The organism is Leptotrichia sp. oral taxon 221 (assembly GCF_018128245.1).
GTDB lineage: Bacteria > Fusobacteriota > Fusobacteriia > Fusobacteriales > Leptotrichiaceae > JABCPH02.
In genome coordinates, this window is the sequence record NZ_CP072378.1 from 23,020 (window position 1) to 44,922 (window position 21,903).

General features: G+C 34.0%; 12 protein-coding genes, 2 tRNA genes, 3 rRNA genes and 1 pseudogene. 17 read left to right on the top strand and 1 reads right to left on the bottom strand.

All coding sequences use genetic code 11. The features are described from left to right. Nucleotides 1–43 precede the first annotated feature (43 nt). The 6 genes from J4863_RS09380 to rrf all read left to right on the top strand — a co-directional run bounded on the left by J4863_RS09380 (nt 44) and on the right by rrf (nt 5,365). Nucleotides 44–142: a hypothetical protein gene (locus J4863_RS09380; protein ID WP_249111528.1), complete on the top strand. Its 99-nt coding sequence runs from the start codon at nt 44–46 to the stop codon at nt 140–142. 332 nt (nt 143–474) lie between these two features. Next, nucleotides 475–1,986 (top strand): 16S ribosomal RNA (locus J4863_RS00115). Nucleotides 1,987–2,045: 59 nt separating this feature from the next. Continuing rightward, a tRNA-Ile gene (locus tag J4863_RS00120) sits at nt 2,046–2,122 on the top strand. A gap of 16 nt (nt 2,123–2,138) precedes the next feature. Beyond that, nucleotides 2,139–2,214, top strand: a tRNA-Ala gene (locus J4863_RS00125). Between the two features lie 78 nt (nt 2,215–2,292). Beyond that, nucleotides 2,293–5,203: ribosomal RNA gene (locus J4863_RS00130) — 23S ribosomal RNA — on the top strand. Between the two features lie 49 nt (nt 5,204–5,252). Continuing rightward, a 5S ribosomal RNA gene (gene rrf / locus J4863_RS00135) occupies nt 5,253–5,365 on the top strand. Together the 16S, 23S and 5S rRNA genes with 2 tRNA genes alongside form the textbook arrangement of a ribosomal RNA operon. Before the next feature lie 336 nt (nt 5,366–5,701). Here rrf and J4863_RS09510 read toward each other — a convergent pair. Then, nucleotides 5,702–5,854, bottom strand: a pseudogene (locus J4863_RS09510) (ISLre2 family transposase); the annotation flags it as partial. A gap of 301 nt (nt 5,855–6,155) precedes the next feature. Between J4863_RS09510 and J4863_RS00140 the strand changes: the two are divergent. The 11 genes from J4863_RS00140 to J4863_RS00190 all read left to right on the top strand — a co-directional run bounded on the left by J4863_RS00140 (nt 6,156) and on the right by J4863_RS00190 (nt 21,231). Continuing rightward, nucleotides 6,156–8,009, top strand: a complete 1,854-nt coding sequence (locus J4863_RS00140; RefSeq protein WP_211618447.1) for a peptidylprolyl isomerase — start codon at nt 6,156–6,158, stop codon at nt 8,007–8,009. Nucleotides 8,010–8,257: 248 nt separating this feature from the next. Further along, complete coding sequence (gene eno, locus J4863_RS00145; protein WP_211618448.1) at nt 8,258–9,568, top strand: phosphopyruvate hydratase; 1,311 nt, start codon at nt 8,258–8,260, stop codon at nt 9,566–9,568. 451 nt (nt 9,569–10,019) lie between these two features. Continuing rightward, nucleotides 10,020–10,436: an adhesion protein FadA gene (locus J4863_RS00150; protein ID WP_211618449.1), complete on the top strand. Its 417-nt coding sequence runs from the start codon at nt 10,020–10,022 to the stop codon at nt 10,434–10,436. A 1-nt stretch (nt 10,437) separates the two neighbouring features. Beyond that, nucleotides 10,438–10,818, top strand: a complete 381-nt coding sequence (locus J4863_RS00155) for an adhesion protein FadA (protein WP_211618450.1) — start codon at nt 10,438–10,440, stop codon at nt 10,816–10,818. Between the two features lie 201 nt (nt 10,819–11,019). Then, nucleotides 11,020–11,421, top strand: coding sequence for an adhesion protein FadA (locus tag J4863_RS00160; RefSeq protein ID WP_211618451.1), 402 nt, complete (start codon nt 11,020–11,022; stop codon nt 11,419–11,421). A 61-nt stretch (nt 11,422–11,482) separates the two neighbouring features. Continuing rightward, nucleotides 11,483–11,947: a hypothetical protein gene (locus tag J4863_RS00165; protein WP_211618452.1), complete on the top strand. Its 465-nt coding sequence runs from the start codon at nt 11,483–11,485 to the stop codon at nt 11,945–11,947. 51 nt (nt 11,948–11,998) lie between these two features. Then, nucleotides 11,999–12,403, top strand: coding sequence for an FAD-I family protein (locus J4863_RS00170; RefSeq protein WP_211618453.1), 405 nt, complete (start codon nt 11,999–12,001; stop codon nt 12,401–12,403). Nucleotides 12,404–12,519: 116 nt separating this feature from the next. Then, nucleotides 12,520–12,717, top strand: coding sequence for a hypothetical protein (locus J4863_RS00175; protein WP_211618454.1), 198 nt, complete (start codon nt 12,520–12,522; stop codon nt 12,715–12,717). Beyond that, nucleotides 12,696–13,235 carry an OmpA family protein gene (locus tag J4863_RS00180; RefSeq protein ID WP_211618455.1) on the top strand — a complete coding sequence of 180 codons (540 nt, stop codon included), beginning with the start codon at nt 12,696–12,698 and terminating at the stop codon, nt 13,233–13,235. The genes J4863_RS00175 and J4863_RS00180 overlap by 22 nt, the downstream gene beginning before the upstream one ends. Before the next feature lie 223 nt (nt 13,236–13,458). Next, nucleotides 13,459–19,464 (top strand): autotransporter-associated N-terminal domain-containing protein, encoded by a 6,006-nt coding sequence (locus J4863_RS00185; protein WP_211618456.1) that lies wholly within the window; start codon nt 13,459–13,461, stop codon nt 19,462–19,464. Between the two features lie 177 nt (nt 19,465–19,641). Beyond that, nucleotides 19,642–21,231 (top strand): peptide ABC transporter substrate-binding protein, encoded by a 1,590-nt coding sequence (locus J4863_RS00190; RefSeq protein WP_211618457.1) that lies wholly within the window; start codon nt 19,642–19,644, stop codon nt 21,229–21,231. Nucleotides 21,232–21,903: the final 672 nt, after the last annotated feature.

The window sequence follows — 21,903 nt, forward strand, 5'->3', positions numbered from 1 at the left end:
ATCAAAATTACATGAATGTATCAAAAATTGTCGAAGAGATTTTTTGCATAAATTATCAAAAAAATTGTCTGAAGGATATAATGCTGTGGTTGTTGAGAATTTAAATATAAAAAACATCGGAAAATTGATATTGAAATATTAGGAAAATAAAAAAAACAGAGTAGGAACTACCCGAAGAATTTGGTAAATATATTTGGCTAGTAAAAGCAGATACTTCCCAAGAAGTTCCCGTTTCTAAAAGTGGGAGTAGTTCACTGACATAATAGATTTATTTAAAAAAAATCAAAAAAAATAAAAAAAGTAGTTGACAAATATTTTTTTGTTTGATATAATACTTCTTGTCGATACGAAAATGTATCATGTACAATAAACAAATAAATAGAAGAAGCATATACCATGAAAGATGTGATAAATAAGGACTTTTAATAATAAAAAGTTCCTGTCAATAAGACTTTAAAAGGTGAAAATAAATATTGAATGAAGAGTTTGATCCTGGCTCAGGATGAACGCTGACAGAATGCTTAACACATGCAAGTCAATGGGGAAACGGTGCTTGCACCGTGATAACCATGGCGGACGGGTGAGTAACGCGTAAAGAACTTGCCTCTTAGTCTGGGATAACAGATGGAAACGACTGATAAGACTAGATATTATTAAAGTTTCGCATGAAGCTTTAATGAAAAGAGATGCTAAGAGAGAGCTTTGCGTCCTATTAGTTAGTTGGTGAGGTAACGGCTCACCAAGACGAAGATAGGTAGCCGGTCTGAGAGGATGAACGGCCACAAGGGGACTGAGATACGGCCCTTACTCTTACGGGAGGCAGCAGTGGGGAATATTGGACAATGGAGGAGACTCTGATCCAGCAATTCTGTGTGCACGAAGACGGTTTTCGGATTGTAAAGTGCTTTCAGCAGGGAAGAAGAAAGTGACGGTACCTGCAGAAGAAGCGACGGCTAAATACGTGCCAGCAGCCGCGGTAATACGTATGTCGCAAGCGTTATCCGGAATTATTGGGCATAAAGGGCATCTAGGCGGATATACAAGTCAGGGGTGAAAACTTAGGGCTCAACTCAAAGCTTGCCTTTGAAACTGTATATCTAGAGTGCTGGAGAGGTGGACGGAACTACACGAGTAGAGGTGAAATTCGTAGATATGTGTAGGAATGCCGATGATGAAGATAGTCCACTGGACAGCAACTGACGCTGAAGTGCGAAAGCTAGGGGAGCAAACAGGATTAGATACCCTGGTAGTCCTAGCTGTAAACGATGATTACTGGGTGTGGGCATGAAGAGTGTCTGTGCCGAAGCTAATGCGATAAGTAATCCGCCTGGGGAGTACGACCGCAAGGTTGAAACTCAAAGGAATTGACGGGGACCCGCACAAGCGGTGGAGCATGTGGTTTAATTCGACGCAACGCGAGGAACCTTACCAGATCTTGACATCCTACGTAGGCCTGTGAGAACAGGCTGTGCCTTCGGGAACGTAGAGACAGGTGGTGCATGGCTGTCGACAGCTCGTGTCGTGAGATGTTGGGTTAAGTCCCGCAACGAGCGCAACCCCTATAGTTAGTTACCATCATTAAGTTGGGGACTCTAACTAGACTGCCTGCGAAGAGCAGGAGGAAGGTGGGGATGACGTCAAGTCATCATGCCCCTTATGATCTGGGCTACACACGTGCTACAATGGTTGGTACAAAGAGGAGCAAAACGGTGACGTGGAGCAAAACTAAAAAGCCAATCTAAGTTCGGATTGAAGTCTGCAACTCGACTTCATGAAGTTGGAATCGCTAGTAATCGCAAATCAGCAATGTTGCGGTGAATACGTTCTCGGGTCTTGTACACACCGCCCGTCACACCACGAGAGTTGTTTGCACCTGAAGTTACTGGTTCAACCGTAAGGAGGAAGGTACCTAAGGTGTGGATAGTGATTGGGGTGAAGTCGTAACAAGGTATCCGTACCGGAAGGTGCGGATGGATCACCTCCTTTCTAAGGAGTATATAAATACTAAATCTGTTTGGATTATGTTTCTTCGTGTTTATTCTTAAGGGCGTGTAGCTCAGGTGGTTAGAGCACTGTGCTGATAACGCAGGGGTCGCTGGTTCGAGTCCAGCCATGCCCACCAAAGAATTTTATTGTATGGGGATATAGCTCAGTTGGGAGAGCGCTGCCCTTGCAAGGCAGAGGTCAGCGGTTCGAACCCGCTTATCTCCACCAATATTAATTAAGGACAATGGGAAATGAATAGTAGGTAAAAAGATTACAATGAAAACAGGAAAACTGTTAGAGTTAGAATAAAAAGCTATTAAGGGCACACGGAGGATGCCTAGGCAACAAAAGCCGATGAAGGACGTGATAAGCTGCGAAAAGCTTGGTGGAGGTGCACATAACCTTTGATACCAAGATCTCCGAATGGGAAAACCTATATGTGTAGATCACATATACGAAAGAGGTAAGTCCGTGAACTGAAACATCTAAGTAACGGGAGGAAAAGAAAGTAAAAACGATTCTCTAAGTAGCGGCGAGCGAACGGAGAATAGCCTAAACCATATACATGTAAGTTGGCGACGTTGTGTATATGGGGTAGAGGGACTTTAATAGACTAATAGCCATAAAGTCATTTTACTAGTAGAGTAAGTGGAACACAGCTGGGAAGCTGGACCAAAGAAGGTGATAGTCCTGTAGAACATAAAACTATTAGTAAAACTTAAAGCACCCGAGTAGCATCAAGCACGAGGAATTTGGTGTGAATCTGCGTGGACCATATCACGTAAGGCTAAATACTTTTGTTGACCGATAGAGAAGAGTACCGTGAGGGAAAGGTGAAAAGAACCCTGAGTAAGGGAGTGAAATAGAATTTGAAACCGTGTGCTTACAAACGGTAGGAGCTCGCAAGAGTGACTGCGTGGATTTTGGTTAATCATCCTGCGAGTTATGATATATGGCAAGGTTAAAAAGAATGGAGCCGAAGGGAAACCGAGTCTTAATAGGGCGATAAGTCGTATGTCATAGACGCGAAACCTAGTGATCTAGGCCTGTCCAGGTTGAAGCTAAGGTAAGACTTAGTGGAGGACCGAACTCACCGCCGTTGAAAAGTTGGGAGATGAGATAGGTCTAGGGGTGAAAAGCCAATCGAACTAGGAGATAGCTCGTTCTCTCCGAAATGCATTTAGGTGCAGCCTTAATTTTAAGATATGTGGGGGTAGAGCACTGTATGATCTAGGGGGCGTATTGCTTACCGAAATCAAGCAAACTACGAATACCATATATTAATGATTAGGAGTGAGTCTATGGATGATAAGGTCCGTGGACAAAAGGGGAACAGCCCAGACCACCAGCTAAGGTCCCTAATTATGTCTAAGTGGGAAAGGAGGTGGATATTCACAGACAACCAGGAGGTTGGCTTAGAAGCAGCCATACCTTAAAAGAGTGCGTAATAGCTCACTGGTCGAGAGTATCTGCGCCGAAGATGTAACGGGGCTAAGACATAAACCGAAGCTGTGGAAGATGCTTTCGCATCTTGGTAGGAGAGCGTTCTGTAAGCCGATGAAGGCAGGCTGTAAGGCCTGCTGGAGGTATCAGAAGTGAGAATGCAGGAATGAGTAGCGAGAAGGCGGGTGAGAATCCCGCCGGCCGGAAGTCCAAGGTTTCCAGGGGAAGGTTTGTCCGCCCTGGGGAAGTCGGGACCTAAGCCGAGGCTAAGTAGCGCAGGCGAATGGAAAATAGGTTAATATTCCTATACCACTTAATTAACGTTATTACTGATGGAGTGACGCAGGAAGGTATGTGAGAAGGCTGACGGTTTAGCCTTTTTAAGGAAGTAGCGTGAGCATATAGGTAAATCCGTATGCTTAAACGTGAGAACTGATGGGTAAGCACCTCTTGGTGTAAGTCACAAATCCTACACTGCCAAGAAAAACTTCTAAGGAGGAAATTAAGTGCCCGTACTGTAAACCGACACAGGTGGACAGAGTGAGAAACTTAAGGCCGACAGGCTAACTCTAGCTAAGGAACTCTGCAAAATAGCCCCGTAACTTCGGGAGAAGGGGTGCCTATATTACTTGAGAAGAGAAACACTTCAAGGGGAAATAGGTCGCAGTGAAGAGTCTCAAGCAACTGTTTACCAAAAACACAGGTCTATGCTAAGCTGAAAGGCGACGTATATGGGCTGACACCTGCCCAGTGCCGGAAGGTTAAGAGGAGGATTGAGAGATCCGAATTGAAGCCCCGGTGAACGGCGGCCGTAACTATAACGGTCCTAAGGTAGCGAAATTCCTTGTCGGGTAAGTTCCGACCTGCACGAATGGTGAAATGATTTGAGAGCTGTCTTGGCTGGAGGCCTGGTGAAGTTGTAATGTCGGTGAAGATACCGACTACCTGCAGTAGGACGGAAAGACCCCGTGGAGCTTTACTGTAGCTTGGCATTGGGTTTTGGCAATGTGTGTATAGGATAGTTGGGAGACTGTGAAGTAATGGCGTCAGTTGTTACAGAGTCGCTGTTGGAATACCAACCATATGTTGTTGAAATTCTAATCTGGTATCGGAGACAGTGCTAGGTGGGCAGTTTGACTGGGGCGGTCGCCTCCAAAAGAGTAACGGAGGCGTTCAAAGGTTCCCTCAGGTTGGATGGAAATCAACCTAAGAGTGCAAACGCATAAGGGAGCTTGACTGCGAGACTGACGGGTCGAGCAGGTACGAAAGTAGGAGTTAGTGATCCGGTGGTTCCGTATGGAAGGGCCATCGCTCAACGGATAAAAGCTACCCCGGGGATAACAGGCTGATACTTCCCAAGAGTCCATATCGACGGAAGTGTTTGGCACCTCGATGTCGGCTCGTCTCATCCTGGGGCTGGAGAAGGTCCCAAGGGTTGGGCTGTTCGCCCATTAAAGAGGCACGCGAGCTGGGTTCAGAACGTCGTGAGACAGTTCGGTCCCTATCCACTGCAGGCGCTAGAATATTGAAAAGATCTGTCCTTAGTACGAGAGGACCGGGATGGACAAACCTCTGATGTATCAGTTGTCACGCCAGTGGCATGGCTGAGTAGTCACGTTTGGAAGGGATAATCGCTGAAAGCATCTAAGTGAGAAGCCCACTTTGAGATGAGTGTTCTTTTAGTATCCATCGAGAACAGGTGGTGATAGGCTGGAGGTGTAAGTATAGAGATATATTTAGCTGACCAGTACTAATAATACGAAAGCTTTTAATATTCTTTTTACCGTACTATTTATTTCTCATTGTCTTTATTAAATTTTAAGTTTGGTGACAATAGCGACAGGGATATACCTGGTTACATTTCGAACCCAGTAGTTAAGTCTGTTTACGCCGAAGATACTTAGAGTTATCTAGGGAAAATAGGAAATTGCCAAACTTTTTTTATTTGTAAAATTTATGTTAAATAGAAAACTTTAACAAAAAGATAGCAAGAAGTCTCCCGTTTCTAGAAGTGGGAGCAGTTCACTAATATTATTGTAAATCAATTCTTTGAATAAGAGTTGATTTTTTTTAGTTATTTATAATTTGTAGAATATTTAGGCTTTTGTAAATTTTATTAATTTTGTAAATTTTATTAATATAGTAAAACTGCTTTAAAACGATATTCAAAAGCTATGACTATTTTACCCTTTTACTCTACGCTCAATTTTATATAATTTTAAATAGTTTTGAGTATAATTTATGGATTAGTTTATTATTTTTTCAATAAAATAAAGTTATCATCAATTTTTTTCATATATACTTTAAACAGTATTTCAAAATCCGTTGTGATAAATATTTTAAATTGTTGCTCAATGAAAGTTTAAAGGGGAAAATATTAAAAAAAAGTTTTTATAATCGAAGAAAAATCTTGTATTTTAATCATAAAGGGGGAATACATTTCAATAGGATTTAGTGATCGTATTGTAATTTGTTTCCTCTTTTTTTGTTAATTAAAAATATGATTAAACTTATTTATTTTTATATTTTTTACTTTATCCCATATTTTATAAAAAGTTTGAAAAAAATTGTTACATATGGTACAATAACAGAACATTGATATTCTCAATAAAGGCCTTATTCATTAAACTTTTTGGAGTTGTGTAAATGATGAATTTTTAGAGAGTGAATGGGGTTTAGGTTTTGAGGAATTGGTGGTTTAATAAAATGAATGGAGAAGAGGAAAAATGGGAATAAGAAATCATAAAGGGACGATTAGAATTGTTTCGATAATTTTGATTGTTGGATTTGCATTATCGATGTTGATAACTGGGATTATTTCGTTGAAAAATAATGTGTTGGATGCTAAAAAGCATGGAGATAAAACGCAGGCGATAGTAACGGTTAATAAAGAGAAAATTACTAGAGATGAATTTAATTTGGAAGTTGAAAGTTTGAAAGAGAATTTGAGAGCTAGTTTGCAGCAAAAACAACAGCAGTTGGCTCAAATGGGAGCTGATAGTTCTAATTTGAAAGAAATACCTGAGGAAATATTGAAGGAATATACGTTGCAATTATTGATAAATAAAGACTTGTTGCTTTCTTCGGCTAAAGATTTGAATGTTAAGATAAGTGGTAGCGAAGTTGATAAGAAAATGCAAGAGTATTATGCTCAAGCTGGTGGGAAAAATAACTTTTTGATGGCTATAAGAAGTAGAGGATATAGTTTTGATAAATTTAAAGAAACTATTAAAGAACAAGAATTGATACAAAAAATTCAAGATAAAATAGCTTCAATTTCTAAAGTTGATGAAAGTGAATTAAAAAAGGCTTATGAGAGATATAAGTATGCAAGTTTTGGTGGAAGACCTTATGAAGAAGTGAAACCAAGATTGGAACAAGCGTTAAATAATGAAAAAAGTACAATGATGTTGAGTTCGTATATTTTTAAAGCTAGAGAAAAGGCTAAAATAGATATTAAAGATCCTGAAATTAAGAAATTATATGATCAAATAAATTCTGTAGTTGCCGAAAAAGATGGTTATAAATATACAAAAGCATCGTTGAATGAACAATTGTTAAGTGATTATACTTCTACACCAGATGGATATTCAGAAGAAAAAGTTCAAAAATTGAGGGAAAGTTTTAAACAAAATTTGGATAAATTTATTGCTATTGCGGCTAAGGCTAAAGCTGTTGGAATAAAAGCAGATAAAGAATTTGTTGGTATTGATGAGTTAAGTGATTATTCTAAGAAATATTATGACTATTTAGTTGATAGTTATAAACCATCAGAACAAGCATTATTGGATAGATTTAATTCTAGAAGAGATAAATATAATCAAAAGAATACTATTTCAGGATATGTAGTTGGACAAGATTACAAGGCATCTAGTAAAGATTTTGAAAGTGCGAAAAAACAAGCTGAAGAAATTATGAAAACTACAAATAAAGAGAATTTTGCGGCAAAGGCAGAGCAATTTAGTAAAGATCCAGGTTCGGCTAAAAATGGTGGAAGTTTGGGAGAAAGTACTGATTTGAGTAAATTGGTTCCAGAATTTGCACAAGCTGTTAATAATGCTAAAGTAGGAGAAATTGTGGGTCCTGTAAAATCAGAATATGGATATCACATAATTTATGTTCAAGGTAAAAATGCACAAAATCCTAATGTTGCTAAAGTTAGTCATATTTTGATAACTCCGACAATATCAGAAGAAACTAAAAAAGCGGTTGCTAAACAAGTTCAAGATTTAAAAGCTGAATTGTTGGCAAATAAAGTAACTTGGGATAAAATAGAAAAACAAGATAAATATAAATTTGATACTAAAGAGCAATTTAGTGATTTGACAAAAGATCAACCAATTCCAGGAATAGGAAAAGCTAATCCAGAATTGTCAAATAAATTATTTGCTGCGAAAACTAATGAAATATTGGATTATGGTTCAAATGAAGGATATTTCTTATTAACAAAAACTTCTGAAATTCCATTTAAAGAAGCGAAATTTGAGGATGTGAAAGAGCGTATAAGAGTGGAATTAGGAATTGAGTATGCGAATAAAGAAATGGGATTGAAAGATGATAATACTCAAGCAGGAGCATAATTTATTAGGAGTATTTAGTTTTTTGAAAATTATAAAATAAGAATTATTGAATATAAAAAAAATACTTTGACTTTTAAAAGTTGAAGTATTTTTTTTATAATGGGAGTAAAAAAGTTGATAATTATTAATATTTGATAAATTTTAAAAAAAATGAAATTTTCTTTTGAAAATATATTCACATTGTGATATAATTGGTTGAGTAAATATATAAATATATTAAATTAAAAAATTTATGGAGGTAATTACAAATGACTAGAATTGAAGATATCTATGCAAGAGAGATACTAGATTCAAGAGGGAATCCAACTGTAGAAGTTGAAGTATTCTTAGAAGGTGGAGCTATGGGAAGAGCATCTGTACCATCAGGAGCATCTACTGGAGTTCACGAAGCTGTTGAATTAAGAGACGGAGACAAATCTAGATACTTAGGACAAGGTGTTTTACAAGCAGTTGAAAACGTAAACACTGAAATTGCTGAAGCAATTATTGGAATGGACGCTTTAGATCAAGTTTCTATTGATAAAGCTATGATCGCATTAGACGGAACTCCAAACAAAGGAAGATTAGGAGCAAACGCTATTTTAGGTGTTTCATTGGCAGTAGCTAAAGCAGCAGCTAACCAATTAGGTATACCTTTATACAGATACTTAGGTGGAGTAAATGCTAAAGAATTACCAGTACCTATGATGAACATCTTAAATGGAGGATCTCACGCAGATTCAGCTGTTGACGTTCAAGAATTCATGGTACAACCAGTAGGAGCTAAAACTTACAAAGAAGCTTTAAGAATGGGATCTGAAATTTTCCACCACTTAGGAAAAATCTTAAAAGCAAATGGAGATTCTACTAACGTAGGAAACGAAGGTGGATACGCACCATCTAACATTAACGGTACTGAAGGAGCTTTAGATGTAATTTCTCAAGCTGTTGAAGCTGCCGGATACAAATTAGGAGAAGACGTTACATTCGCAATGGATGCTGCTTCATCTGAATTTGCAACTAAAAATGAAGATGGATCTTACACTTATACATTCAAAAGAGAAGGTGGAGTTGTAAGAAATTCTGATGAAATGATCGAATGGTATAAAGGATTAACTTCTAAATATCCAATCGTATCAATCGAAGATGGATTAGCTGAAGATGACTGGGACGGATTCAAAAAATTAACTGATGCAATTGGTAAAGATGTTCAATTAGTAGGAGATGACTTATTTGTTACTAATACTAAGAGATTAGCTGAAGGAATTGCAAATGGAATCGCAAACTCTATCTTAATCAAAGTTAACCAAATTGGTACTTTAACTGAAACATTAGACGCTATTGAAATGGCTAAAAAAGCAGGATACACTGCAGTAGTATCTCATAGATCAGGAGAAACTGAAGATGATACAATTGCTGATATCGCAGTTGCTACAAATGCAGGACAAATTAAAACAGGATCTGCTTCAAGAACAGATAGAATGGCTAAATATAACCAATTATTAAGAATTGAAGATGATTTAGCAGATGAAGCTATTTACGAAGGTAAAAAAGCATTCTACAACATTAAAATTAAATAATTTAATTTGATATTTAGATATTGACTTAATTTATGAAATACGTCACTTATTTGTGTTTTCGGACATAAATTTGGGGCGTATTTTTTAACAAAAGATAGCAAGAAGTCTCCAACTTCTACAAGCGGGAGTAGTTCACCATAGTCAAAGTTTTTAGAGTTCAATTTTGAGGTAGTTTTATTATGAGTAGTTAATTATGAAAATAAAAAATTATAATTTACATAAAAAATATATAGAAAAAAATTTGTCTTTGGGATTTTAGAGAGAAAATTAGAACAAATTTAAAATTTTTAAAAATACATTCAAAGCCTTTAAAAATCAGTTGTTTATTAAAATAATGAAAAAAGTATAGGTTTGTTGTGACTAAAATAGGAATTGACAATAAGTATTAAATAATATATAATATACAAAAGATTAGAAGTAAAAAATAGAGAGAAATTTAGGGAGGAAGAACATGAAAAAAATCGTAACATTATTTATTCTTGCAAGTGCTGTTTCATTCTCAGCTAGAAAAGTTGAAAAAGCTCCAGTTAAAACATCTGGTGATGTAGTAGCTAAATTCAATGCTTTAGAAGCTTCTTATGCTAAATTAGTTGAAACTGAAAATGCAGAATTTGCAAAATTAAGAGCAACAGCAGAAAGAGCATCTGCACAATTGGAACAAAAACAACAAATGAAAGCTAAAATTGAAGAAAGAATTGCTAAAATTGAAGGTGCAGCAAACGCTAAATACTTCAAAGAACAATATTCTAGCTTAGTTAAAGAATACAACAATGTTGTTAAAGCATTAGATCAAGAAATCAACGCTTTAAGCAAAACTGTAGATAACTACAACACAATATTACAATTAAAAGAAGGAAGTGGACAATAATATGAAAAAAAGATTAGCAGTATTATTAGGTGTATTAGCTTTAAGTAGTTTTTCATTCGCAGCACCTACATCAGTAGAAAGCAGCTTAAATAACTTAGAAGCTCAATTACAAAAATTGGAACAAATGGAAAATGCAAAATTTGCTCAAGAACAAGCAAAAGCTGAAGCAGCTCAAGCTAGATTGGACAACTTGCAAAAAATGGATTCAGTAATTGATCAAAGAATAGCTGATATCGATGCTAACGTTGATACAACTATTTTCAATAAAGAATTCAAAGAAAAAGAAGCACAATATAAATCATTAAAAGCAGAAATTTCTAAAGAAATCGAAAAAGAACAAAAAGTTTTAGAAAACTTTGAATTATTGAAATCTTTAAGATAATTAAATGAATGTTTGCTGGTGCTAGATTTTATCTAGCACTTTTTTTTTGAAAAAGTTTTAAAAATGTTTTTAGGAAACACTATGAAAAATCTTAAAGATATGGTATAATTTAATCAAAATGGAGAAGCAACTATTGCCATCGGCTAGGAAGATCGGTGTGAGAAAAAATTAAAAATTAATATAATTAATAGGAGGAAGAAAATGAAAAAGGCATTATTTATGTTAGTAGGAATGACACTTTTGTCTTCAGTGTCATATTCTGCACCAGTTAAAAATACAAACACAAACAGTTTAGAATCAAGTTTGAATGCAATTGAAAATAAATTTAATGATTTATTACAAAAAGAAGCTCAAAAGAAAGCTGAATTCCAAAATGAAAAAGATAGATTGGAAAAAGAAGTTGAAGACTTGCAAAATAAATTGATTGGAAAAGAAAAATTACAAGAAAAATTGAAAAAAGATTCAGAAGTTAGATGGCACAGAGATGAATACAAAAAAATCTTGAAAAACTACGATGAATATTACAAAAACTTAGAAAAAACAATCGTACAAAAACAAACTAGAATCGCTGAATTGGAAACTCTTTTATCAGTAATGCAATAATTTGTGTTAATGTTTAAGAGAAGATAGGGTTAAAATAAAAAAAGAAGAAGAGGAGATAAAAATGAAAAAAACTTTATTTTTAGGATTAATCTTGGCTGCTTCAGTTCAAATGTTTGGAGCGAGTGCACAAGATTTATTAAAAGAAGCTAGAAACGATTATTACAAAAATTTAAATAAAAAAGCTGAACCAGTGAAAGTAAAAAGAGAAAAAGTAGTTAAAGATGCGCAAAAAGCAATGGATGAAGCTAGAAAAGAAATGTCAGATGGGACAGTAGACGAATACTTAGATCAAAAAGAAGAAGCACCAAAACCAAAAACTCCGATGGAAAGATTACAATACAATTCAGAAAAAGCAGCTGACAAAGTTGATTTTTATGAAAGAGTAGTAAGAAGTGTTAAGAGAGAAGAAGTTGAAGTTAGTGGATATAATGATGTATTAGGAAGAACTAATCCTAAAAAAGTTGATATTAACAAAAAAGGTGCTAAAAAAGTAGTAAAAAAAGCAGTAAAAACTAAAAAGAAATAATAAATTAAAGTAAAAAATAAAAAGCCAATTGGTTATGAAAGGAAAAGAAAAATGAAAAAAATTATTGGAATTGCAGCATTGTCAGTATTAGCAGTATGTCAATTGTCATATTCAGCTGGAAAAACAAATAATGATGCGGCTATACAAAGATTATTAAAAGTAGCAAAACAAAGACAAGCTGAACAAGCAGTAGAAGTAACTCCAGTGGAAGTAACTGGAACAACAACAAGTGCTACACCTAGAGTAAAAAGAGTTAACTCTAAAAAAGCTGAAATTAAAGCAATGAAAGCTAAAGAAAAAAATATGACTGAAAGCGAAAAAATGGATGTAGAAATTCAAAGAATTAAAAAAAGAGTAACTCAAATCAATAACAACATTGATACATTCAATAAAAATAATGAAATTTTAGAAAAAATGGAACAAAGATTGGATCAAATCCAAGATAAAATGAAATAAGAAATTTGAAATAGATCCAAACATGTGGTATTATAATAATATGATTATGGACTATTTATAAAAGTTAATGAAATAAAAATTTAATATAAAAAGTTCGAAAACGAAAGGAGAATTAAATGAAAAAATTAGTATTATTAGGGGCGTTAGCAACATTAGGAGCAATTTCATGTACAGATGCTAATGCAATAAATTATTCAACAGCGAGAGTAACTCATGTAGAAGATTACTTAAGAGAAAACAAACCAAATCCAGGTACTAAAAAATATAAATCGCTTGAGAAAGAGGCGGAAGCATGGAAAGAAAGTCAAGAGTAGCAGCAATGTTATCTATGCTGTTAGTTTCAGCACCGACAACAGCTAAAAAAATTACGACAACAAACTTGAGAGACGATACTATGAAAACTAATGCAGTTGAAGTAGAAGGAGCGACTCAAAGTGATGATTTAGCTGTAAATCAAACGGCAAAAGCTCAAAATCCTGCTGAAATAATGGTGTTAGATACGGATAGTTTAAAATTTGATTTTAATAGCGCAACTATAAAAGATGAAAATGTAGGAACATTAAAAAAACTTAAAGATTATATTGAGAAAAAGAATTATAAAGTTGCGATATATGGGCATACAGATTCAAAAGGGACTGAATCTTACAACTCAGAACTTTCATTGAGAAGGGCTGAAAATGTGGAAGAAAAATTAGTTGAACTTGGATTGGCACCAGAAAGAATAGTGAAAACTATTGGAGAAGGTTCTAAAAAACCTGTAGCTTCTAACGATACCGAAGAAGGTAGGGCAATGAATAGAAGAATAGAATTAGAATTTTTTGCACAAAAATAATTTTAAATAGCTACTACCACTTTTACTTTTGTAGTAGTGGTTTTGTCTGTTATTGCACAACGAGAATTTAGATAATAGTTTAAGAGGAAAATAATTTTTCTCTTAAATTATTTTTTTGTTTCTAAATTCCAGACAAATTAAATTATTTTAAAAAATTCTAAAATTGGAAAAGTTATAATTAATGTAAATTTGAAACAAATTAAATTTAGGAGAATGTGTAAATATGACTAATGAACTAAGACAATTAGCGAAAGATTTAAAAGCTTTTGCGAAGAGATGCAAAGAATTTAAGTACACAGAGAGTGCTTTATTTGCATTTCCTTTATTAGGATTGACATCTTTTGCAGAAACATCGACAACAGATAAAGCAATCCAAAATCAAAGACAAGAAATATCAACTTCTATAGGTGATATGAGACAACAGTTTAGAAAAATTAAAACTGAAAATGACAAGTTAATGAAAGACTATAACTTGGAATTGATCCAATTAATGGAACAAGGAGACCATGTAGTTAAATCGCCTTGGAGCTCTTGGCAATATGGAGCTAACACAATTTTGAATGATTGGCATGGAAGCTATAAAGGTCGTGGAGATAAGAAAGAGAAATATCCTTATGAGGGTGTGTTGAAGAGAGATTCAAATGCTTACAATAGATATATTTCTAAAGAAAGCTCAATGTATCAATATTTACCACAAAGTAGTGATCCTTCATCAGCTTCTACAAACTCTAGAAAAGGATATGGTTCATACGGATTGGCAAGTAACAAAACAGTGCCAGAACCACCTGTATCATTTGAAATATCTGCTAGTATTAAACCTAGAATAGTTAGTAAGGGAGCTATTACGGTGCCTGAGCCACAACCAATACAACCTACTTTACCGAAGGCAATTGATTTTAAACCAGTGCAACCTAAAATAACTCCTCCACCATTACCAACTATAAATATACCTCCTATAACACCACCTGGTACTGGAAATGGAGATAACCAATGGGTAAATCAATCAGGAGACGTTGCACCACTTGCTCAACAAAATATGACAGGTGGAACATTAACAGTAAAAGCGAATGGTACATTATTTGATGTAAGCGCTAATAAAGTGAAAATGGTTGGAGTAGTAGGTTCTTCGCATACAGAAGTAGACAATGGAGAACAAATTTTTAACTGGACAGGACTTGGGACTCCTGCTTTAGATCAGTTTGCAGTAATGAAACTTGTTGGAGGGCATCCAGTAAAAATAAATGGAGTTGCTATAAAATATAGTGGTAATTCTTCTGGAGCTTACGATAGATGGTTATTCCATACAGATGGACATAATGATCATGGAGATTCTACATGGGTTTTGGATAATGGAACTACTGTTGATATGGATGGAAAAAATTTAGTAATGTACTCAGCGCAATATCACACACACAGTTGGAATCCTAGTTCGTATCCTACAGAAAATAATAATATAGGATTTCAAAATAATGGAAAAATAACAACATCAAATACAGGTTCTGATAACTATTTATGGCTAGCATTAGCGGCTACAGGTGGGTTTGATAGAGTTATGTGGTTTGATAATAAAGGAAGTATAACTCTTGGAGGAACAGGAGATACAATAGCTGTAATCGGAAGCGAGTATGCAGCTAAGGGTGGTTTTAGTTTTATGAATTCAGGAGATATATATCTTAATGGAAATCAACAAAAAGGTATAGTCGTAAATGATAAGCTTCTTAATACTTCGAATTCATCAAATCCAGGTTATCCAGGGGCAGAAATAATATTAACTAAACCAATAAAAATAACAGGAAGTGAATCTGTAGGAGTTGCTTTTAAAACATTTGTTGATTTGAATGGTGGAACTGCAATTAGCCCAGGAGCTTCAGCAAGTACAAATGTTAATGAACAAAATTCAAGTGTTTTAGCATTACCTGCTACATCAAGAGAATCTGTTTTAAATGTTGAATTTGAAGGAGCTACTAATAAAAAGAATACAGGTCTTTATTTTGAACATGCAAATGCTTCAACAAATCCATTTGAAGTTTCAAATTATACTTTGAAGTCAACAGATGGAAGTGAAAATGCCATGGTTTATATAAAAAATGGATATGTAAACCTTGCAGCACAAAATCAAGCAGGTAAGGATAATGTTATTACTATAACAAGTGGAAGTAGTAATACCGGAGTATATACAGAAGCAGCAGGAAAAACTTTAAATACAGGGGCTAAAATTATAGTAGATAATTCAGATGGTTCTACAGGTATTTATGCTAAATCTTCTGGAACAGTAACAAATACTGGAGAAATAAATGCAAAAGGAAAATCTGTAAAAGCAATAATTACAGATGCTGCAACAATTAATAGTTCAGGTAAAGTTACTGTAGATGGAACAGCTTTAAGCGCTACTGATGGTTCTGTAGGATTAGTAGCTATGAATGGAGGAACATTAAATCAAACTGGAACAACAGATATAACTGTAGCAGGTAGTGCTTCTTCAGGTGTTTATGCTGAATCAGCAGGTAGTACTTTGAATTTAACAGGTGGAAAAATAACTGCAAAAGATGGAGCATTTAATGTTTATTCAAAAGGTGGATTAGTTAAATTAGATGGAACTGATGTAATAACTGGGCAAAAATCGTTAGCATTTTATACAGACAATACAGGAAAAATTGAATTTACAAATGGGATGACAAAAGCTGATATAGCAGGTGGAACAGATGCAAATTCAAGAGGAACTGCATTCTTGTATAAAGGTAATGGATATACGAATTTTGATTCATCAGCAATTTCAGCTTGGAAAGCAACTAATTTCAATAACAGTATGGGACATTTAACATTGAATATGAATGAGGGTTCTAGATTATTTATTGCACAAGATGTACATATGGATCTTAATAATACAAATCCATCTGGTTTAGTGACTTCGCTTGGTGTAGCTAATATAACAGGAAGTCCTAACTATAAAACATTCATGCTTTATTTAAGTGAGTTAAGTTTAAATCAAAATGTTGATTTAGATAATCCTACAGATGCATATAATATGCTTGAAATTGCAAACTCAAGAATTGAAAATAAAAATACAAATACTATGACAGGTACAACAGCAGGGCAAGTTGCAATGGCTCAAGAAAATGATCCAAGTTATAATAGAAATAAAGTTCAGTTAGTAAATAAAGGAACTATTTCATTGAGTGGAGCAAATTCTACAGCTATGTATTCAAAATTTGGTGAATTAACAAATGATGGTGGAACAATTACAGTGGGAGATAGTTCAGCTGCATTATATGGAAAAGATGATTCTAAAATTGAAAATATAAATGGTGGAGTGATTAACTTAGGAAATGGTTCTACAGGAATTTACTCTGAAGGAGATACAGCAGCAGGAGTAACTAATGCAAGTGGAAACTTTAAAGGTTCTGTAAGAAATGATGGAACAATTACAAGTACTGGTAAATCTATAGGTATTACTTATAAAGGGACAGGAGCAGGTAATACAGATGTAAGAGTTACGAATGATACAAATGGTCAAATTAATTTAGCTGGAGAAGGTTCAGTTGGAATATTTGGACTTGGAGCAAGTTATGGAATTGAAAATAAAGGTCAAATTAATTTAGGAAATTCAAGTAGTTTGACTACAAATCCTAATGTTGGAATTTATACACCAGTTGAAAGTGTTAAAGTAACAAATGATGGATCTGGAAAAATAACAACAGGAAGTAATTCAGTAGGTATTTACGGATTTGATATTGACAACGCAGGACAAATCACAACTGGAGATAACGGAATTGGAATTTATTCTAAGAAATTATCTACAGGACCATCTACTGTAAATCATACAGGAACAATCACAGTAGGAAATAATGACGCAACTGGTATTTTCCTTGAAGATGGAGGAACTTTAAACTTTAATAGTGGTGCGATAAATGTAGGAGATAACTCTTATGGAATAGTTGCAATTGGAAGTAGTCCATTTAACTATACTAATAATGCAGCGGCAACTGTAACATTAGGAAATGGTTCAACATACTTCTATTCAAATAATCCTACAACAAACTTTACGAATAATATTGCATTAAATAATCCTTCAGGAGTAGGAATTTATGGAATATCTTCACCAGGTACAATTGTAAATAATGCAAACTTTACTTTAGGTGATCAAAGTGTTGGTATTTTGAATACAGGAAATGGTGTAGCTACAAATAATGGTACAATAGTTGTTGGAAATTCAGATACAGGAAATAAAAACTATGCTATTGGTATGGCTACAACTACAGGAAAAGTAGTAAATAGTGGTTCAGGAGTAATTACAGTAGGAGCAGATGGTATTGGATTATTTGCAGATGGAGCAAATGCACAAGCTGAAAATGCTGGTACAATTAATATCGCTGGAGATCGTGGAATGGGTATTTACTTAGACCATGGAGCTAAAGGGGTAAATAATGGTACAATTACAACAGTAGGAACTCCAACAGGAGCAGTTGGTGTAGTTGTGCAACATCAAGCTGAATTGACAAATAATGGTACAATTAATATTAATTCTCCAGATGGATATGCAATGTTTAAAGCAACTGGTGGGGTAATTAAAAACTATGGTACAATTACTTTAGGAAGTGGAGCAACTGAATCATTTGATCCAACTTCAAAACCTACATCAAAAACAGCAGGTGGAATTTCAATAAATGCACCAACAGGAGCAACACCAGCAACAACTACAGTTACAACAATAGATCATGGAACTATATCAAGTATAGTATCACCTGAACATGTGGTAATTAATAATCCACAAGGACCAGCAGGACCTTCACCTACATCATTAGGAATTTATATTGATACATTAGGTTCAACTAATCCAATTTCAGGTAACTTAGGATTGATAACAGATGAAGCAGACTTGATTATTGGTACAGAAGCTGCTAGAACTACAAATAGTAAAAATATCGTAGTTTCAGGAGCAGTATTAAATCCATATATTCAAATGATGGATGCAAATCCAGGAGTAACATGGAACGCTTATGGTGGATCATTAACTTGGATGGCAACACCATTATATTCTAATGGTCAATTAGGATCAGTTGTATTAGCTAAATTACCTTATACAGAATTTGCTGGAAATGAAACAACACCAGTAAATAGTAGTGATACTTACAACTTCTTACATGGATTAGACGACAGATATGGAGTTGACTGGTACGGAGATAGAGGAGCTAGAGAAAAACAATTATTCAATAAATTGAATGAAATTGGTAAGAACGAAGAAGCATTATTCTATCAAGCAACAGACGAAATGATGGGACACCAATACGGAAACGTTCAACAAAGAATCAATGAAACTGGAAGCTTGTTGGATAAAGAATTCAAATACTTACGTAATGATTGGAGAAATCCTTCTAAACAAAATAACAAAATTAAAGTATTTGGTATGAGAAATGAATACAACACAGATACAGCTGGTATCATTGATTATACAAGTAATGCTTATGGAGTAGCTTATGTTCATGAAGATGAAACTCTTAAATTAGGAAATTCTTCTGGATGGTATGCAGGAGCTGTTAATAACAGATTCAAATTCAAAGACATCGGTGGATCTAGAGAAAATCAAACTATGGTAAAAGCAGGAATCTTTAAAACAATGTCACCTTACATGGATCATAATGGTTCATTGAGATGGACAATTGCAGGAGATGTTTTTGCAGGTAGAAATGAAATGAAACGTAGATTCTTAGTTGTTGATGATGTATTTGGTGCTAAAGGAAGTTATACTTCTTATGGTGCTGCGTTTAAAACAGATTTAGGATATGATATTAGAATGTCTGAAAGAACTCATTTGAGACCATATGGTGCGTTGAAAATGGAATATGGAAGATTTAATAGCATAAAAGAAGATGACGGAGAAGTTAGATTGGAAGTAAAAGGAAATGACTACTTCTCAGTTAAACCAGAAGTTGGAATGGAATTCAAATACGTTCAACCAATGGCTGTAAGAACGCAATTATCTGTTGGATTGACAGCTGCTTATGAAAACGAATTAGGAAGAGTTGCAGATGGTAAAAATGTAGCAAGAGTAAGATTTACAGATGCTGACTGGTTCGGAATCAGAGGAGAAAAAGAAGACAGAAGAGGAAGCGGTAAATTTGACTTGAACATCGGTGTAGATAACACTAGATTCGGAGTAACAGCAAACTTAGGATATGACACTAAAGGAAGCAACATCAGAGGTGGAATTGGATTTAGAGCGATTTACTAATGAGAAATGTTTGAGTTTAGAAATAGCTTAAATAGAAGTAAGAGTAGTGGAACTTTGGTTTCACTGCTCTTTTTATTATATTTTTTATTAATGTTTTACCTAGATATTATATATTTGACTAATTGAAAAAAATAAGGTACACTTATTTATTGAAAAAATATTGAAAGGTGTGATGTTATGAAAAAGCTATTTTTAGCTATGATGTTAATTTTAGGTTTATTATCTTGTGGAAAATCAGGTATAGGAGGAAAAAGTATATCATTTAATATGGAAGCAGAACCCAACTCTTTAGATCCTCAGCTGACTAGTGATATGGGAGGATTTATTATTACAGATATGGCTTATGAAGGATTGCTTAGATTAAATGAGAAAAATGAAATTGTACCAGCGAGTGCGGAAAGCTGGAAGGTTTCAGATGATGGAAAAGTTTGGACATTGACTCTTAGAAAAAATTTGAAATGGTCGAATGGAGATCCAATAAAAGCTCAAGATTATTATAATGCTATAAAAAGAGGGATAGATCCTGAAACATCTTCAGAATATGCATTTATAACTTACTATATTAAAGGGGCTGAGGATTATAATACTGGGAAAATAAAAGATTTTAATCAAGTTGGAGTAAAAGTTAAGGATGACTATACGATAGAGTTTACTTTATCGAAACCGGCAGCATATTTTGGAAAAACTTTAGTAATGCCGATATATTTTCCTGTAAATGAAAAGGTATTAGCTGCAAATAAGGATAAGTATGCTTCAGAAGCTGATAAATCTGTTTATAATGGACCGTATATCATAAAAAAATGGGTTCATGATAATAAAGTGGTTCTAGAAAAAAATCCAAATTACTGGAATGCTGGAAATATAAAAATCAATCAAATAACAGCTTTAATGGTACCTGATTTTGATACAGCAACAAATTTGTTTAAAAATAAAGAGCTTGGAGTCACTAGAGCTTCTATAGAAAAAAGTGCTGAATTTAAAAGAAAACCAGAGCTAAGAAAAGTTTCAAATGGAAGACTTTACTATCTAGCATTTAATCAAAAAATTCCTGCCTTAAAAAGTAAAAAAGTTAGGGAAGCATTGGCTTTGGCGATTAACAGAGATGATTTGGTAGAAAAAGTTTTAAGTGGTGGTGGAGTAAAAACTACTGGAGTTGTAGCTGACCAAATGAGAGGAATTTCTAAAGACTTTAGAGAAGAAAATGGAGATTTGTATGCGGCATACAAAAATATAGATGTAAAAAAATTGTTTGATGAAGGTTTGAAAGAAGAAGGATTGACACCTGATAAAGTCCATTTGACATTAACTGTAGATGAAAAAGGAACAGGAAAAAGAGAAGCTGAGTTTTATCAATCTCAATGGAAAGAGAAATTGGGAATAGATGTTCAAGTGGAAGTATTGACTTATAAAGAAAGATTATCAAGAGGTAAAGAAGGAAACTTTGAAATTATAAGATCTGTTTGGGGGCCTGATTATGCTGATGCGATGACATATTTGGAAATTTTTGCTTCAAATGGATTGAATATTGCAAAAAATAAAAATCCAGAATATGATAAATTGATTGAAGAAGGAAAAGTTATTACTGACAATGGAAAAAGAATGCAGACTTTAGAAAAAGCTGAAAAAATATTAGCTAATGATTTTGTGTATTCAGGATTGTACTATGAGTTGGCAATGTATTTGGTAGATCCTAAAATAGAAAATGTTACACTTAGAGCAGTTGGAAGTAAAATTAATTTCAATAAAGCAGATGTTAAAAGTAAATAAATTATGATTGTAGTTTTATAGGATTCATGATATAATTATTTTGTAAATATATTCATAAGATATGACAAAAAAGAGAGCTAACGGCCAAGTAAGCTCTCTTTTTTTAGTTATTTTGAGAATTCATTGATTAAGATAATAATGATTTGAAGCATTATTGTTACAATGATTCTTATCCATAACACTTTCATAAGATATGACCTCCTTTTCAAGGATTGAAAAAATTATATCATTTTTAAAGAGAAGGTGCAATATCATGTAAAAAATGTAATTAAAAAGATTGTAGTTTTATAGGATTCATGATATAATATATCATATAAAATCATGATGTATGACAAAAAGAGAGCTAACCGCCAAGTAAGCTCTCTTTTTTTAGTTATTTCCAAAATTCGCTAATTAAAATAATAATGATTTGAAGCATTATTTTAATGATAATTTTTATCCATAACTCTTTCATGATGTATGACCTCCTTTCTTCAAGGATGTTAAGATTATATCACATCATTAAGAAATATACAAAAAACAGTAATTTCCTTATTTTATAAAGAAGTTAGAAATAATTGTAGTATTAAATATGATAATTTTTGGAAATAATTTTATATAAAGATTTTTCAATGGGAATTAACAAAAATGAGAAATAAATAACTTGAAAATGAACTTAAAGAGTGGTATAAT

Excerpts from the sequence above, each read along its gene's own strand:
- J4863_RS00160 (WP_211618451.1), top strand. The coding sequence starts at position 11,020 with ATGAAAAAGGCATTATTTATGTTAGTAGGAATGACACTTTTGTCTTCA.
- eno (WP_211618448.1), top strand. The coding sequence starts at position 8,258 with ATGACTAGAATTGAAGATATCTATGCAAGAGAGATACTAGATTCAAGA.
- J4863_RS00170 (WP_211618453.1), top strand. The coding sequence starts at position 11,999 with ATGAAAAAAATTATTGGAATTGCAGCATTGTCAGTATTAGCAGTATGT.
- J4863_RS00190 (WP_211618457.1), top strand. The coding sequence starts at position 19,642 with ATGAAAAAGCTATTTTTAGCTATGATGTTAATTTTAGGTTTATTATCT.
- J4863_RS00165 (WP_211618452.1), top strand. The coding sequence starts at position 11,483 with ATGAAAAAAACTTTATTTTTAGGATTAATCTTGGCTGCTTCAGTTCAA.
- J4863_RS00150 (WP_211618449.1), top strand. The coding sequence starts at position 10,020 with ATGAAAAAAATCGTAACATTATTTATTCTTGCAAGTGCTGTTTCATTC.
- J4863_RS00140 (WP_211618447.1), top strand. The coding sequence starts at position 6,156 with ATGGGAATAAGAAATCATAAAGGGACGATTAGAATTGTTTCGATAATT.
- J4863_RS00180 (WP_211618455.1), top strand. The coding sequence starts at position 12,696 with ATGGAAAGAAAGTCAAGAGTAGCAGCAATGTTATCTATGCTGTTAGTT.
- J4863_RS00185 (WP_211618456.1), top strand. The coding sequence starts at position 13,459 with ATGACTAATGAACTAAGACAATTAGCGAAAGATTTAAAAGCTTTTGCG.
- J4863_RS00175 (WP_211618454.1), top strand. The coding sequence starts at position 12,520 with ATGAAAAAATTAGTATTATTAGGGGCGTTAGCAACATTAGGAGCAATT.
- J4863_RS00155 (WP_211618450.1), top strand. The coding sequence starts at position 10,438 with ATGAAAAAAAGATTAGCAGTATTATTAGGTGTATTAGCTTTAAGTAGT.